The following is a 15,355-nucleotide window of genomic DNA, read 5'->3' as shown; positions in this document are numbered from 1 at the left end:
CGGACCGCCCTCCCGGCAACCGCCCCGCACCCGGCCCCAAGCACACCCGCATCACCCCCCACCGACACCACGGTCACCCCCAAGGAACCCGGAGGTACCGACCGGTGAACCCCGTGACCGCCCCCTGGGTGCGTACCCGGCTGGGGGCCGCGCCCGGTGCCGCTGTCGCGCTGGCGGTGCTGGTGGCGCTGACCGCGTGTCTGGCCGCCGCGTTCCCCAGGGCGCTGGACCGGTACACGGACGCCGGTCTGCGCCAGGCCGTCGAGCGGGCGCCGGCCGACGTGAGCAGCGTGCTGGTGTCCGCCGGTCCCGACCCCGCGGGAGGGGTGGCGGCCGCGGAGGACAGCGTCCGGCCCGAGCGCCTCGCCGGCGCCTACCGGTCCGCCCTCGGCGTCGTCGAGCGCCCGCTCGTCATCGACGAGGACCAGTCGTCCTACGGCGTCCGCGTCACCGACAGCCTGCCCTCACCGGAGCAGTGGCTGCCCCGGCCCGACGGGCTGCCCGCGGAGATGGTCCTCGCCGCCCGACAGGGTCTCGACGGCCACGCCCGGCTGCGCTCCGGCCGGCTGCCGGAGGTCACCGGCGAGCGGGCCGGCGCCTCGACCACCGAGGTGGAGGCCGCGGTGACCGAGGAGACGGCCCGCACCCTGCACATGAAGGCGGGCTCGGTCGTCCACGTGCCCGGACACCGCGAGCTGACCGTCCACGTCACCGGCATCGTCACGCCCGAGCGGCCCGACGGCGCCTACTGGTCCGTCGACCCCGTGCTGCGCACCCCCTCCCTGCGGCGCGCACCGGGGCCGCCCGGCGCCCCCAGTCCCACCTACTGGGTCGGCGGCCTGCTGCTCGCCCCCGAGGCGGGCCCCGCGCTCCTCGGCACGGGCCCCGTGGTCCGCTACTGGAACCTCGCAGCCGCCCCGGACGCGCTGCACAGCCGCGACCTCGACGGGCTCGCCTCCGCCGTTGCCTCCCTGGAGTCCGGGCCCGCCCTGCAGCGACTGCGCTCGACGATCAGCCCCCTGACGGACGCCACGACCGGCCTCGACGACGTCCTCACCACGTACGGGCAACTCCGCGGCGACATCGGCCCGCTGGTCGCCGTCGCCGCGTCCGGCGCGGGCACGGTGGCCGCCGTCGTCCTGCTGATGGCGGGCGGCCTGGCCACCGGCCGGCGCCGCCCCGAACTGGCCCTGCTGCGGGCCCGCGGCGCCTCGGTACGGGGCATGGTGGGGCGGCTGCTGGCCGAGACGGCGGTCGTGGCCGTGCCCGCGGGAGCGCTCGGTTTCGGCGTGGCCCTGCTCGCGCTGCCCGGCGCCCGGCTGTTCCCCGCGCTGTGGGCCGCCGTCGCGGTCACCGCCGTGGCCTGCCTCGCGCTGCCGCTGCGGGCCGCCGCCGCGCACCACCGGGTACGCGTCCACGACGGCCGGCGGGACGCGGCCTCGCCCCGTGCCTCCCGGCGCCGTACGGTCGCCGAGCTGACGGTCGTGGTCCTCGCCCTCGGCGCGGTCGAGATCCTGCGCCGGCGCGGCGCGACGGACGGCGCCGGCGACCTGGTGGCGATGGCACCGGTACTGGTCGGGGTGATCGCCGCGCTGGTGCTGGTGCGCCTGTACCCGCTGCCGCTGCGCGGGCTGGCCCGCCCGGCCCGGCGGCTGCGCGGCGCGGTCGGGCCGCTCGCGCTGGCCCGGGCCGGCCGTACCTCCGCCTCCACCGTGCTGCCCCTCCTCGCGCTGCTGACCGCGTTCACCGTCGCGGCGTTCGGCGGCTCGGTCCTCAGCGGCGTGGCCGAGGCCCGCGACCGGGCGGCGCTGCTCGCCGTCGGCGCCGATGCCCGGGTGGAGGCGACCGAGGCGCTGCCCTCCGGTCTGTCCGGCCGTCTCGGGCAGGCCTTAGGGGTACGCGAGGTCACGGAGGTCGGCGTCGACTACCTGGCCAAGACGCCGGACGGCCGCCAGTCGCTGCCGCTCGCGGGCGTGGACCCCGGCGCCTACGCGGCACTGGCCGGGCGGACGGACCTCGGCGCGTTCCCCGAGGGTCGGTTGACCCGGCCGGACGGTGCCGGGGGCGGCTCCGAGGACGCCGTGGACGCCGTACTGCCGGCGCTGGCCTCGCCCACGGTCGCCGAACGGTTCGGCAGCCGGCCCTTCCGGTTGCGCCTGGCCGACGGCAGCGTCGCCACGCTGCGGATCGTGCTGGTGCGCGACCACACCCCGGCGGTGTACGGCGGCGACTTCCTCGTCGTGGACCGGGCCGGGCTGCCCGCCGGGTCCGCCCCGCCGAACGTGCTGCTGCTGACCGGCGACGACCTGGACGCGGGCGCGCTGCGCCGGGCGGCGGACGACGTCGGCACCGTCCACCTTCGGTCCGAGGCGCGCGGCAGGTACGTGGACTCGCCGCTGCAGTCCGGCGCGGAGCACATCTACACGGCCGCCGTGGCCGCCGGCGCCGGCTACGCCGCCCTGGCCCTGCTGCTGTCCCTGGTGAGCACCGCGCCCGAACGCGCCGCCCTCCTCGCCCGGCTGCGCACCATGGGCCTCACCCGCGCCCAGGGCCGCCGCCTGCTCGTCCTGGAGTCCCTCCCGCAGGCCCTGCCCGCCGCGCTGGGCGGCGTCCTGACCGGCTGGGCGGCCGTGCGGCTCCTCTCCCCCGGCATCGACCTGACGACCATCGCGATGTCGACGACGTCCTCCCCGGTGGGCCGCGCGGAACTGCGCGCCGACCCGTGGTCGCTGGCCGTCCCGGCGGTGGCGGTGCTGGTGCTGGCGGTCGGGGTGGCGGCACTCCAGGCGTGGTGGTCGGGCCGGCGCGGAGCGGTGGCGGAGCTCAGGGCGGGCGACGCGCGGTGACATGCGGGGACGCGCGTCGCTGCGCCTTGATGCGCCTTGAGGCGCCTTGAGGCGCGTTGAGGCGAGGTGAGGCGAGGTGAAGGCGCAACCGGAGACACGAAAGGGACCGCGGACGGAGACGTGAAGGGACCGCGGACGGAGATCACGAAGGCACCGCGGACGGAGACATGGAGGAGATCCGATGACGACCGACGACCCCACCCTCGCCGATCTGGCCGACCGCGCCACCGCGTCCCGTGACCGGCCCGCCTACGGACACGACGCGCTGATCACCTGCGACCGCCTGGTCCGGATCTTCAGCACGGACGGGGTGGAGGTGCAGGCCCTGCAGGGGCTCGACCTGCTGGTCCGTGAGGGCGAGCTGATGGCGCTGGTCGGCGCCTCGGGCAGCGGCAAGTCCACGCTGATGAACATCCTGGCCGGCCTGGACACGCCGACCGCCGGGGCCGCCCGGGTGGCGGGGCGCGATCTGCTGGCGATGACGGCGAAGGACCGCCTGGCCTACCGCCGCACCGTGGTCGGCTTCGTGTGGCAGCAGACGCCCAGGAACCTCATGCCCTACCTGACGGCCGCCCAGAACGTGTCTCTGCCCATGCAGTTGGCCGGCACCGGCGGACGCCGGGCGGCGCGCACCGAACGCGCGCTGGAGCTCCTGGACCTGATGGGCGTCGCCGACTGCCGCGACCGCCGCCCGCGGCAGATGTCCGGCGGGCAGCAGCAGCGGGTCGCAATCGCCGTGGCCCTCGCGGGCGCCCCGTCGGTCCTGCTCGCCGACGAACCCACGGGCGAACTGGACTCGCACACCGCGGAACAGATCTTCGCCGCCTTCCGCACGGCGAACGAGCACCTGGGAACCACCGTCGTCATCGTCACCCACGACCAGGCGGTGGCCGGCGAGGTGCGCCGCACGGTCGCCATCCGCGACGGCCGCACCTCCACGGAGGTGCTGCGCCGCAGCGAGGTGGACGCCGAGACCGGCCACGAGACGGTGGTGGCCCGCGAGTACGCCATGCTCGACCGCGCCGGCCGACTCCAGCTGCCCGCCGACTACACGGCGGCCCTCGGCATGCGCGACCGCGTCGCCCTGGAACTGGAGAGCGACCACATCGCCGTACGCCCGGACGACAGCGAAACCCACGGCTGAACCAGTGGACCCGCTCAGACCCGCCGGGGGCTCAGCGCACGCTGATACCCAGTGCCCCGGTCCCCGCACGCCGCAGCGCGACGGACCCGAAGGGTGTGCTCAGCCGCAGCCACGCACCGGAGGAGAACAGCCGGGGCGCGTCCTCGCCGGAGCCCGGCGCCGCGGGCGGCCGCAGGAACCCGAGCGACTGCGCCGCGTGCACGGCCCGCACCGGCAGCCCGGTGTCGCCGACGGTCCGGGACCAGATCTCCCGCCCGATGCGGTCGAGCTCGGCCCGCGTACGGTCCTCGGCCGCGAGCTCCCCCGTACGCGCCCGGAACTCCGCCACCGCGGCGGCGACCAGCGCACGCAGGGCGTCCGGGGCGGGCAGCCCCGTCTCGGCCCGCCAGCCACCGCGCGGCGGCAGCACCCCGGCCCACGGCGGCCCGGTCACCGCGCCCGGCACGCCGGACGTGGCCGCCTGCTCGTCCACGGCCTCGAGCAGCTCACCGGCGGAGACGGTCACGTCCAGCGTGACGTCGAGCCCGTTCTCGTACGGCTTGGCCAGCCGGACCGCGCGCACGGCCAGCACCTCGAAGGAGGGTGGTCGGCCGAAGACGGCCAGAGCCGTGCCGGCCGCCTGGAGACGCACCGCGGCCGAACGGTCGTAGTGGAGCAGCCGGGAGAGGAAGGCCGCGAGATCCGCGGCCTCCCCCTCGTCGGCGAGGTGGAGGCCCGTCATGCGGCGACGGCCTCCTCCTTGGCGTCCGTGTACTCCTCGAGGAACTCCCGCTCCTCGGCGGTGATCCGGCGGGGCCGCTGCGCCTCGAAGTCGAACGGCACGATCACCGTGGAGGCGCGGACGTAGACCACGTCGGCGTCCTTGACCTCGTAGGTGAGCGTGAAGGAAGCCGCCCTGATCTCCGTGACCCACAGCTCGACGTCGACCGGGTGGTGCCGGTGGACGAGCTGCCGCTTGTAGTCGATCTCATGGCGTGCCACCACGGACCCCTGCTTGAAGTCCTTCTCCGGGCGGAACAGGAAGTCGATACGGGCCTCCTCCAGGTAGCGGAGGAAGACCACGTTGTTGACGTGGCCGTACGCGTCCATGTCCGCCCAGCGCAGTGGGCAGCGGTAGATGTGCCGCAAGATCAGCCCCGGGTCAGCTTCTTGTAGGTGGCGCGGTGCGGACGGGCGGCGTCCGCGCCCAGCCGCTCGACCTTGTTCTTCTCGTACGACTCGAAGTTGCCCTCGAACCAGAACCACTTGGACTCACCCTCGTACGCGAGGATGTGCGTGGCGACCCGGTCCAGGAACCACCGGTCGTGGGAGACGACCACGGCGCACCCGGGGAACTCGAGCAGAGCGTTCTCCAGGCTGCCGAGGGTCTCGACGTCGAGGTCGTTGGTCGGCTCGTCGAGGAGGAGCAGGTTGCCGCCCTGCTTGAGGGTGAGCGCGAGGTTCAGCCGGTTGCGCTCGCCGCCGGAGAGGACCCCGGCGGCCTTCTGCTGGTCCGGCCCCTTGAACCCGAAGGCGGAGACGTAGGCGCGGGAGGGCATCTCGACCTGACCGACGTTGATGTAGTCCAGCTCGTCGGAGACGACGGCCCACAGCGACTTCTTCGGGTCGATGTTCTCGCGGCTCTGGTCGACGTAGGAGATCTTGACGGTGTCGCCGACCTTGATGGTGCCGGAGTCCGGCTCCTCGAAGCCCTGGATCATCTTGAACAGGGTGGTCTTGCCGGCACCGTTGGGCCCGATGACCCCGACGATGCCGTTGCGCGGCAGCGTGAAGGAGAGGTCGTCGATGAGGACCTTGTCGCCGAAGGCCTTGCTGAGGTTGTTCACCTCGACGACGACGTTGCCCAGCCGCGGACCCGGCGGGATCTGGATCTCCTCGAAGTCCAGCTTCCGCATCTTGTCGGCTTCGGCGGCCATCTCCTCGTACCGCGCGAGGCGGGCCTTGGACTTGGCCTGGCGCCCCTTGGCGTTGGAGCGCACCCAGTCCAGCTCGTCCTTGAGGCGCTTCTGCCGCTTGGCGTCCTTCTGGCCCTCGACCTTGAGGCGGGTGGCCTTGGTCTCCAGGTACTTGGAGTAGTTGCCCTCGTAGCCGTGCAGGCGGCCGCGGTCGACCTCGCAGATCCAGCCGGCGACGTTGTCCAGGAAGTACCGGTCGTGGGTGACGGCCACGACGGTGCCCTCGTACTTGGCGAGGTGCTGCTCCAGCCAGTTCACCGACTCGGCGTCGAGGTGGTTGGTGGGCTCGTCGAGCAGCAGCAGGTCGGGCGCCTCGAGCAGCAGCTTGCACAGCGCCACACGCCGCTTCTCACCACCGGAGAGGTTCACGACGGGCCAGTCGCCGGGCGGGCAGCCCAGCGCGTCCATGGCCTGCTCGAGCTGGGCGTCGAGGTCCCAGGCGTTGGCGTGGTCGAGCTCCTCCTGGAGCTTGCCCATCTCCTCGAGCAGCGCGTCCGAGTAGTCGGTCGCCATCTGCTCGGCGATCTCGTTGAACCGGTCGAGCTTGCCCTTGACCTCGGCGACACCCTCCTGGACGTTCTCCAGGACGGTCTTCTCCTCGTTCAGCGGGGGCTCCTGGAGCAGGATGCCGACCGTGTAGCCCGGCGACAGGAACGCGTCACCGTTCGACGGCTGCTCGAGCCCCGCCATGATCTTCAAAACGGTCGACTTACCGGCGCCGTTCGGTCCGACCACACCGATCTTCGCGCCGGGCAGGAAGCTCAGGGTGACGTCATCAAGGATCACCTTGTCGCCGTGCGCCTTGCGCGCCTTGCGCATGGTGTAAATGTACTCAGCCAAGAGAAACCGTCCGGCAGCTTGATCAGGCAGTGGGCAGATACACCCCATCTTGCCGCACCGCCACCCCTGGGCGGAAACCCGTTTGGGGCAACCCCTTTGACCTGCGGTTTTGTGGATGGCGTTGGAGCCTCCCAGGTCACTGGCGGTCGTCGTCGTCCGCCGCAGGGGCCCTCACACGGCCCGGGCAGCAGTTGTTGCGCGGCCGCCCTGCTGAGGGCCCGGCGGAGGGCGGTGCAGCCGTGTCGGCGTGAGGGGCCGGGAGCTGGTGGCGTTCACCGGCGGACGGGGCCGTGGTGTTCGGCGAGCAGTCGCTTGCGGTGGGCGCTGCGGCGGATGGCGGTGACGAGGGTGATGACGATGGCGGTGGTGACGCCGAGGATGGGGAGGAGGATGGCCGGTATCAGGTCGGCCGCCAAGGCGACGAGGCCTCCGGGGGCGCCCAGGGCGTAGCGGGAGAGGGCTTGGGAGGAGCAGGTGACCGTGTAGTCGCCTGCTCGCGTTACGTCGGTGGTGGCGACCGGGGTCCAGGTCTCGTCGCGGGTGGTGAAGACGTCGGCCGCCGGGTCGGTGAGACTCGGGCTGTCCGGGCCGGTGATGTCGCACTCCGGGCCGGGTGAGACGCCCGGGTACTTGGCCCAGATCGTCTGCTCGTTCTCCGGGTCGAGCCGCAGGGTGACGGTGTCGCCGTTGGCGAACTGGTGGTCCGTGTCCACCGCGTCGAGCACGTTGCTGAACCGGTACACGCCGATGACCAGGCCCAGCACGGTCAGGACGACGGCGATCGCGGCCGCCGTGAGGTACCAGTGACGGCCGGGTCGGAGCTCCTTCCCCGTCGGTGTTCGCGGTGGTGCGAGGGGCTGCCGGGCCGCTCCGTCAGGGGGGCGCGTCGTCACTGTTCGCTTCTCCGGCGGACGAGGAGAAGGACCGCGCCGCCGATCACGACCAGGCCGATGGCCGCGCCGCCGATCAGGGGGGTCGCGTCGGAGCTGCCGGTTTCGGCGAGGTTGGGGTTGGGGGACGGCGTGACGACCGGGGCGGGGGCCGGTTCGCTGAGGGGGTGGGTGGTGTCGGCGAGGGCGGCGCTCCGGGTGCGGCAGTCGAGGACGCCGGTGAAGCGCTGTTCGAAGCCGGCCGGGCCTCGGATGGTGAAGTCGTAGGGGCGGTCCTCCGGCAGCGGGACCGGCACCGTACGGGTCTCGCCCGGCGCGATGGTGTACTCGGTGTCCAGGAGTTCGAAGGTGAAGGGCTCGTCGCCCTTGTTGAGCGCCGTGATGTCCAGGGTGCCCTCGGCGCAGTTCTTCTCCGCGGACAGGGCGGGTATCGCGCCCCCGGCGGCCCACGTGGCGGTGGCCGTCGCCGCGACCGTCGACTCGCTGGAGCCGGCCAGGATCTGGGTCTGGCTGCGGCTGTCGGAGGCGAAGGCGCGGCCGACCGGCACGGTCGTCGAGGCCTGGACGGAGAGCTGGGCGGTGCCGGCCTCCGCGTCCTCGGGCACGTCGAAGAAGAGCTGGGTGCCGTCGGTGACCTTGGTGACGGGCCGGCCCTTCTTGTCGACGACCCGTACCGCGTCCTTGCCGGCGACGCCCACCGGGGGCGTCACCGTCGCGCCGTCGGCGTTGGTGTGGACCGTCACCGGGCCGAGCCGCTCACCGGGGTGGCCCGATACGGCCGGCGGGTCCAGGGCGAGGGATGCCGCCGGCTCGGCGAGGCCGCGGGCGTTCTTCTCCAAGTAGTCGGCGAGCCGCTCGGCCTGCGGGTCGACGGCTTCGACGTCCGTGTCGTCCGAGTAGCGCCAGATGGCGACCTGGGTACCGGTCGCCGCCTCCTCTTCGGTGAGGCCGCGGACACCCGCCTTCTTCGCGAGCGCGGCGAGATCGTTGACCTGCGGGTAGCTGTTCTGCAGGATCCAGCGGACGCGGCCGGCGTCCTTGTTGGTGCCCAGTGACGTGGAACTCCAGGGCGTTTCCCGGTACTTGGCGTCCTTCTGCGTCGGGTTCTGGATGTCGACGCAGTACGTCTGCAGCATGCCGCCGCCCTCGACGGACATCTCGAACAGGCCGGCCGGCACCTGCTGGTCGCCGTCCTCCCCGTGGATGACCGCGGTGCCGTGCGTCTTCAGGCCGCCGATGGTGGCCGTCGCGCCGCCCTGGCCCCATGCCGCCTCGTCCTGGGCGGCGGCCGGAGTCGCACCGGTCGCCACACCGGCGACGGCGAGCGCGGACACCAGCGCACCGGCGGCGAGACGCACCGCCCCTCGACCGGGCAGAGACGGCGCAGCGAGCGAAGAAAACACCAAATTCCCCTTCGAGCAGGACCCGTTGGCGTGGGGGAACCGTCCCACCAGCAGAATCAGCAGCCACACAAGGCTCGTTCGGCATCCTAAGGACGTGACGGACCGGGGCTGCCGGTGATCGTCGCCCGCGCGGTGATCCGAATCGGAATCGTTATCGCCGAGAGGCTCTTCGAGCAGGGCTTATCGACATATCCACCCGGGTTCACCCCGCATGCATGGGTCGATAAGCCGTGCTTCGGGCACTTCCGGCAGCGCGTCGGTTTCATGCCACCGCGGCGGGCTCCGGTCGCTGTTCGGGGGCCGGGCCGGCCTGATCGCCGGCCGGCTCCGCCGCCGCGGTCTCCCAGTTGGGTTCCGGCTGGGGTGGCGAGGCCGACGCCTCCGTCCTGCCGGTGCGCCGGAACGCCGCCGTGCCCCGGGCGAGGTCGTGGCCGATCGCCACCGCGTCGATGTCGGCCGAGGTCCGGCTCTGCCCCTCGCGCACATCGGTGCGCACCCTCAGCCTGCCCTGCACGACGACGGGGTCGCCCACCGCCAGTGACGCCGAGGCGTTGGTGGCGAGCTGCCGATTGGCCCACACCGTGAAGAAGTTGGTGTGGCCGTCCGTCCAGGCGCTCTTCTCGCGGTCCCAGTAGCGTGCGGTGACCGCGAGCCGGAAGCGCGCCGACGGTCCGTTCGCCAGGTCCCGGAAGACCGGCTGGGTGGCCACGTTGCCCACGGCGCAGATCATCGTCTCGTTCATCGCGAGTCCTCCCTCCCGTACGGGCACCTCCCGTACGGCGGCCGGGGCGACCGCGTCCCTCGCGATCGCCGCGAAGCCAGACTGCCCGCGATCGGGCCGGTCCGCCGGGGGCTGTGGACCGGCCCGGCGGCTGTGGAGAACTCCGCCACCCGCACGGGTGGCAGCCGTGGACGCGCGCCGCTACCTCGCCGCGACCCCCACCCCCGTGACCCGCGCGTACTGTTCCCGCACCTCGCGGTACCGCAGCAGCTCCGCCGCCAGCGGATCCAGCACCCTGGCCCGGCCGCACCCCGCGGCCGCCTCCCGCAGCAGGCGTTCGGCCTCGTGGCCGTAGCGTCTGGCGGGTCCGCGGGCCGCCAGGCGGCAGCTCCACTCGATGAGGGGGCCGCCGACGATGCCGGCCACCATCAGCAGCACCGGCACGCCCAGGTTCGGCGGCACGATGCCGATGATCTGGCCCAGCAGCCACAGGCCGCCCACCACCTGGAGCAGGGTCATGGTCGCCTGTGCGAGGACGGCCACCGGCCACCAGCCTGGCCGTGGCGGACGCCCCGGCGGCAGCCCCGTGCGCACCGCCAGCTCGTCGAGGGCCTCGGGCAGCCCGTGGGCGCCGCGGACGGCCGCCTCGCGCATCGCCTGCGCCCACGGCGTCGGCAGTCCGGCCGACGCCCGCTCCGAGACCGTACGCACCGCGTGCTCGACGCGCTGGCGGGCCGTGGCCTCCTCGTCCGCCTGGGCGCGCGACGGCAGTCGTCCCGTGACGGGGTCGCGCCGGTCGTGGTACCAGCGCCACAGCCGCAGCCAGGGCGTTCCGCACGCGCGGTTGGCGTTGCGCAGCCAGGCGCGTTCGGCCGCCTCGCCCGCCGCGGTGGCGCCCACCGCGTCGGCCAGCCGGTCCGCGAACTCCTCCCGCGCCTCCTCGCTGAGCCCGGTGCGCTGCCCGGTGACGTACACGGGACGCAACTGCCGGGCGGCGGCGTCCACGTCGGCCGCGATACGGCGGGCCGGGGCCTGCCGTTCGGCGACGAACTGGCCGAGCGTCTCGCGCAGTTCGCCGACGCCCTCCCCGGTGAGCGCGGACAGGGCGAGCACGGTCGCGCCGGGTTCGCCGTACTCGCCCAGCGCGATGCCGTCCTCGTCGAGCAGGCGCCGCAGGTCGTCGAGGACCTGCTCGGCGGCCTCACCGGGCAGCCGGTCGACCTGGTTGAGGACGACGAAGGTGATCTCGGCGTGGCCCGCCATCGGCCGCAGGTAGCGCTCGTGGATCAGGGCGTCGGCGTACTTCTCCGGGTCGACGACCCAGATGACGGCGTCGACCAGCGCCAGGATGCGGTCCACCTGCTCGCGGTGCTGCACGGCCGCCGAGTCGTGGTCGGGCAGGTCGATCAGGACGAGACCGCGCAGCGGCGACTCGGAGTCCGGGTGCTGGAGCGGACGGCGGCGCAGCCGTCCGGGGATGCCGAGCCGGTCGAGGAGGCTGGCCGCGCCGTCGCTCCAACTGCACGCGATGGGTGCGGCGGTGGTCGGCCGGCGGACGCCGGTCTCGGAGATCGTCACCCCGGCGAGGGTGTTGAACAGCTGCGACTTGCCGCTTCCGGTCGCGCCCGCGACGGCGACGACGGTGTGCTGCCCGGAGAGCCTGCGCCGCGCGGCGGCCTCGTCCAGGACCCGGCCGGCCTCGGCCAGGGTGCCGCTGTCGAGCCGGGTCCGGGAGAGCCCCACCAGTTCGCGCAGGGCGTCGAGGCGTGACCTGAGGTTCCCGTCGTAGGCGAGCGGCATCAGGGCGGCCGAGGAGGCGGCGGGCCTGCTCGGCAGGACGGCGAACTGCTCGGCCCCGGTGTTCTCGTCCACCCGCCGCGCGATCAGCCCGTCGCCCCAGGCGCCCTCCCCGTCCCCGGCACCGGACGGACCGGCGGTCGGACCAGCGGCGGACGAACCGCCGGCGGCCGAGCCCTCGGTACGGTCCTCACACCGGCCTTCCCGCCGACCTTCCCGACGGCCGTCACGCCGCTCCTCGCGCCGGTCCTCGCGCCGCTCCTCGCGCCGGTCCTCGCGTCGGCCGTCACGCCGGTCCCCACGGCTGCCGTCGCGGTCACTGCGGCCAGCGGTCCCGTTCTCCCGGCCGGCGTCGCCGTCGCCGCGGCGGGACGGCGCCTCTGCGTCCGTCACGCGCACGTCCTTCACGCGCTTCACGCGCGCGTGGGAAGCGTCCTCACGGGCGGCGCGCTGCCGATCGGCGCCGCCCAGGCCGGCGTGCTCACGGGCGTCCTCCTTCCCGGCAGAAGGCTCCGCACCCCGGCCGTCCCGCTCGCCCCGGCCGTCCCGGGAGTCGGCGTCACCGGCCCGGCCCGCACGCTCCGCCTCCTTCGCCCTGTGCTCGCTGTGCTCGCTGTGCTCGGCGTGTCCCGCGTGGTCGGTGTGTCCCGTGTGGTCATGGTCGGTGTGCTCGGTGGGGTCCTGGTCAGTGACGGCGGTCACCGGTCACCTCTCCTTCTGCAGTACGGACAGCGCGGCGATGAGCTCTGCCTGCGGCTCGGGGTGCACCTCCAGGCCGTCGAGCGGAGCCAGCCTGCGCTCGCGTTCGGCGTGCATGACCCGGTCGACGTGTTCGTCGAGCAGCCGCCCGCCCCGGTCGCGCAGCCGCAGCGCGCCGTGGGCGCCGATCCGTTGGGCGAGCCGCTCCCCGGCGACACGCGCGCGCCGGCCGCCCAGCAGCACGGTGGCGACCAGGCCGGCCACCACCCCGGGGTCCGGCGCGAGGTTCCGGTCCAGCTCGCGCACCTCCTCCTCGGCGTACTCCTCCAGCTCGCGCCGCCACCGCCGTACGGCCATCCCGATGCGGTGCTCGGCGCTCTCCGGCGCGGGGGCGGGGCCCGCGAGTTCGGGGGCGTCCGCCGCCGGTTCCTGGCGCCAGGCCTCGTCGACGCGTTCGTCGGCGGCCGTGACGGCGCACAGCAGCAGGGCGCTCAGGCTCTCCACCAGCGAGTCGAGGAGCTCCTCCGGGGAGCAGTCGAGGGGGAAGGCCCGCCAGCGCTTCAGCGCGTCCCCGGCGAGCACGGCGCCCGCCTGCAACCGGCCCCGCACGCGCGCGTGCTCGCCGTCGTAGGCGCCGTCGACGGCGGCGGTGAGCCGGAGCGCGGCGGCGTACTGCGCGGCGGTGGCGCCGGCCAGCTCGGGCATCCGGGACTTCAGCGAGTCCAGGATGCCGTGCGCCGTACGGGCCATGGCGTGGTGCCGGGCGTCGAGTTCCTGGGCCCGGTGGACGAGCCAGGACCGCAGCGGTGCCACGGCGCTGGCCGGCAGCAGGCCACCGCCCCAGGCCGACTCGGGCAGTTCGGGGACCGTGAAGCGGGGGACGTCGCCGAGCCCGGCCTTGGTGAGCAGGGCCCCGTACTGCCGCGACACCTCGGACACCACCTGGTGCGGCACCCGGTCGAGCACGGTGACCAGGGTGGCGTCGTACTCCTTGGCGGTGCGCAGCAGGTGCCAGGGCACCGCGTCGGCGTACCGGGCGGCCGTGGTGACCATCACCCAGATGTCGGCGGCGCAGATCAGTTCGGCCGCCAGGACGCGGTTGTCGGCGACGAGGGAGTCGATGTCGGGCGCGTCCAGGAGGGCGATGCCGGGCGGCAGGGTGTCGGCGGTCTCGACCCGCAGCACCCGCGCGGGGTTCTCGCCGGGCAGCAGCAGGTCGTCGTCCGGGTCCCGGTGGGGCACCCACACGCGTGTGAGGTCGGGCAGCACCCGCATGCCGCTGAACCAGTGGTGGTCCTCCGGGTGGCACACCAGGACCGGCGTGCGGGTCGTGGGCCGCAGCACGCCCGCCTCGCTGACCCGGCGCCCCACGAGGGAGTTCACCAGGGTCGACTTGCCGGCGCCGGTGGACCCGCCCACCACGGCCAGCAACGGTGCTTCGGGTTCCTTCAGGCGGGGCACCAAGTAGTCGTCGAGCTGCGCGAGCAGTTCGTCGCGGTTGGCACGCGCGCGTGGCGCCCCGGCCAGCGGCAGCGGGAAGCGTGCGGCCGCGACACGGTCGCGCAGGGCGGAGAGTGCGTCGAGCAGCTGAGGCCGTACGTCCAAGGTCACCACATGTGAAGAATGCCCAATTTTGAGGGAATTCTGAAGCATATGAGCATGATGAGCATGTCTGCGCGCCGACCGGACACTCCGGACGGAAGGGACTACCGGGACACGAGAACAGTCCAGGCATAACGAGTGGACAACACCCGATGCGCGAGACGCCAAAAGCGATGCACGATTCGTAACTGCCTGCGATTATCAGGACCGCTTCACCGAACCTCCACATCGAGCCACGGAGGGGAAGCATCAGGGACATGGAGCCGGGAGCCCTATCCTTGTCCCCGGCGACGTCACGGACCGGCCACACCCGGACACCACGACCGAGGCCACCACACCAGGCCCCCGTAGCTCAGTGGATAGAGCAGGCGCCTTCTAAGCGCTTGGCCGCAGGTTCGAGTCCTGCCGGGGGCGCCACTGCTCGTTTGGTGGGAGGGACCGGAGGACGTGCGACTGCGCTGCGCGGTGCTCGACGACTTCCAGCAGGTGGCGACCGAGATCGCCGACTGGTCCCCGGTCGCCGGCGAGGTGGACGTCGTGTCCTTCGACACTCATTTCACCGACGAGGACGCCCTCGCCGCGGCGCTCGCCGACGTCGACATCGTGGTCACGCTGCGCGAGCGCGTGTCCTTCCCCGGCTCGCTGATCGCGCGGCTGCCCCGGCTGAAACTGATCGTCGCCTCCGGTATGCGCAACAGCGTGATCGACTACGCCGCCGCCGACGCGCACGGCGTCACCGTCTGCGGTACGGCCTCCTCCTCCACCCCGCCCGTAGAGCTGACCTGGGCCCTGCTGCTGGGCCTGGCCCGCGGCATCGTCCAGGAGGGCAACGGACTGCGCGAGGGCGGTCCCTGGCAGCAGACGGTGGGTGCCGACCTGCACGGCCGCCGGCTCGGGCTGCTGGGCCTGGGCAAGATCGGCGGCCGGGTGGCACAGGTCGGCCTGGCCTTCGGCATGCGGGTGAGCGCCTGGAGCCAGAACCTCACCCGGGAGCGCACCGACGAGGTCGGCGTCGAGCTGGCCTCCTCGAAGGAAGAGCTCCTGCGGACCGCCGACTTCGTCTCCGTCCACCTGGCGCTGGGCGAGCGCACCCGCGGCCTGCTAGGCCCCGCCGAACTGGCCCTGCTCAAGCCGACCGCCTACCTGGTCAACACCTCGCGCGCGGCGATCGTCGACCAGGAGGCGCTGCTCGCCGCGCTGCACGAGGGCCGCATCGCCGGCGCGGGCGTGGACGTCTTCGACACCGAGCCGCTGCCCGCCGACCACCCGATGCGCACCGCCCCGCGCCTGCTCGCGACACCCCACCTGGGCTATGTGTCGCGCGCCAACTACGCCACCTACTACGGCCAGGCCGTCGAGGCGATCCGGGCCTACCTCGCGGGCTCCCCCGTACGGCGTCTGCCCGCGTCTCAAGGCCCGAACCCGGCCCCGGACCCGGCTTCGACCCCGGCGTAGGGA

The 15,355-nt window shown here is 73.6% G+C and carries 11 protein-coding genes and 1 tRNA gene; 4 read left to right on the top strand and 8 right to left on the bottom strand.

The annotated features are described in order from the left end of the window. Positions 1–104: 104 nt before the first annotated feature. Entirely contained in the window at positions 105–2,846 is a 2,742-nt protein-coding gene (locus tag ABS735_RS04400; RefSeq protein WP_373900069.1) for an FtsX-like permease family protein, read from the top strand. Between the two features lie 181 nt (positions 2,847–3,027). Further along, positions 3,028–3,990, top strand: coding sequence for an ABC transporter ATP-binding protein (locus tag ABS735_RS04395; RefSeq protein ID WP_373900068.1), 963 nt, complete (start codon positions 3,028–3,030; stop codon positions 3,988–3,990). Between the two features lie 31 nt (positions 3,991–4,021). Here ABS735_RS04395 and ABS735_RS04390 read toward each other — a convergent pair whose 3' ends face one another. The 8 genes from ABS735_RS04390 to ABS735_RS04355 all read right to left on the bottom strand — a co-directional run bounded on the left by ABS735_RS04390 (position 4,022) and on the right by ABS735_RS04355 (position 13,909). Then, positions 4,022–4,711, bottom strand: a complete 690-nt coding sequence (locus ABS735_RS04390; RefSeq protein WP_373900067.1) for a DUF8185 domain-containing protein — start codon at positions 4,709–4,711, stop codon at positions 4,022–4,024. Continuing rightward, positions 4,708–5,118 carry an acyl-CoA thioesterase gene (locus ABS735_RS04385; protein WP_373900066.1) on the bottom strand — a complete coding sequence of 137 codons (411 nt, stop codon included), beginning with the start codon at positions 5,116–5,118 and terminating at the stop codon, positions 4,708–4,710. Before ABS735_RS04385 ends, ABS735_RS04390 begins: the two co-directional genes overlap by 4 nt. A 2-nt stretch (positions 5,119–5,120) precedes the next feature. Beyond that, positions 5,121–6,785, bottom strand: coding sequence for an energy-dependent translational throttle protein EttA (gene ettA, locus ABS735_RS04380; protein ID WP_373900065.1), 1,665 nt, complete (start codon positions 6,783–6,785; stop codon positions 5,121–5,123). Positions 6,786–7,057: 272 nt separating this feature from the next. After that, positions 7,058–7,678 (bottom strand): hypothetical protein, encoded by a 621-nt coding sequence (locus ABS735_RS04375; protein ID WP_373900064.1) that lies wholly within the window; start codon positions 7,676–7,678, stop codon positions 7,058–7,060. Further along, positions 7,675–9,078: a Cys-Gln thioester bond-forming surface protein gene (locus ABS735_RS04370; RefSeq protein ID WP_373900063.1), complete on the bottom strand. Its 1,404-nt coding sequence runs from the start codon at positions 9,076–9,078 to the stop codon at positions 7,675–7,677. Before ABS735_RS04370 ends, ABS735_RS04375 begins: the two co-directional genes overlap by 4 nt. A gap of 262 nt (positions 9,079–9,340) precedes the next feature. Further along, the gene (locus tag ABS735_RS04365) at positions 9,341–9,820 is read right to left on the bottom strand and encodes a single-stranded DNA-binding protein (protein WP_373900062.1); all 480 of its coding nucleotides are present in this window, start codon (positions 9,818–9,820) and stop codon (positions 9,341–9,343) included. A gap of 180 nt (positions 9,821–10,000) precedes the next feature. Further along, complete coding sequence (locus ABS735_RS04360; RefSeq protein ID WP_373900061.1) at positions 10,001–12,298, bottom strand: YfjP family GTPase; 2,298 nt, start codon at positions 12,296–12,298, stop codon at positions 10,001–10,003. Between the two features lie 3 nt (positions 12,299–12,301). Continuing rightward, entirely contained in the window at positions 12,302–13,909 is a 1,608-nt protein-coding gene (locus ABS735_RS04355) for a dynamin family protein (protein WP_373900060.1), read from the bottom strand. A gap of 329 nt (positions 13,910–14,238) precedes the next feature. On the opposite strand from ABS735_RS04355, the gene ABS735_RS04350 reads away from it, so the two are divergent. Both ABS735_RS04350 and ABS735_RS04345 read left to right on the top strand, forming a co-directional pair. Continuing rightward, positions 14,239–14,314: transfer RNA gene (locus tag ABS735_RS04350), tRNA-Arg, on the top strand. 30 nt (positions 14,315–14,344) lie between these two features. Next, positions 14,345–15,352, top strand: coding sequence for a D-2-hydroxyacid dehydrogenase family protein (locus tag ABS735_RS04345; RefSeq protein WP_373900059.1), 1,008 nt, complete (start codon positions 14,345–14,347; stop codon positions 15,350–15,352). Positions 15,353–15,355 lie beyond the last annotated feature (3 nt).

It is taken from the genome of Streptomyces sp. MMCC 100 (genome assembly GCF_041538145.2).
In the GTDB taxonomy this organism is placed as follows: domain Bacteria; phylum Actinomycetota; class Actinomycetes; order Streptomycetales; family Streptomycetaceae; genus Streptomyces.
The sequence above is the reverse complement of the archived record's forward strand: the minus strand, read 5'-3'. Positions and strand labels throughout refer to the sequence as shown.

What these genes read in the sequence shown, in the direction of transcription:
- ABS735_RS04395 (WP_373900068.1), top strand. Translation starts at nt 3,028, where the DNA reads ATGACGACCGACGACCCCACCCTCGCCGATCTGGCCGACCGCGCCACC.
- ABS735_RS04390 (WP_373900067.1), bottom strand. Translation starts at nt 4,711, where the DNA reads ATGACGGGCCTCCACCTCGCCGACGAGGGGGAGGCCGCGGATCTCGCG.
- ABS735_RS04365 (WP_373900062.1), bottom strand. Translation starts at nt 9,820, where the DNA reads ATGAACGAGACGATGATCTGCGCCGTGGGCAACGTGGCCACCCAGCCG.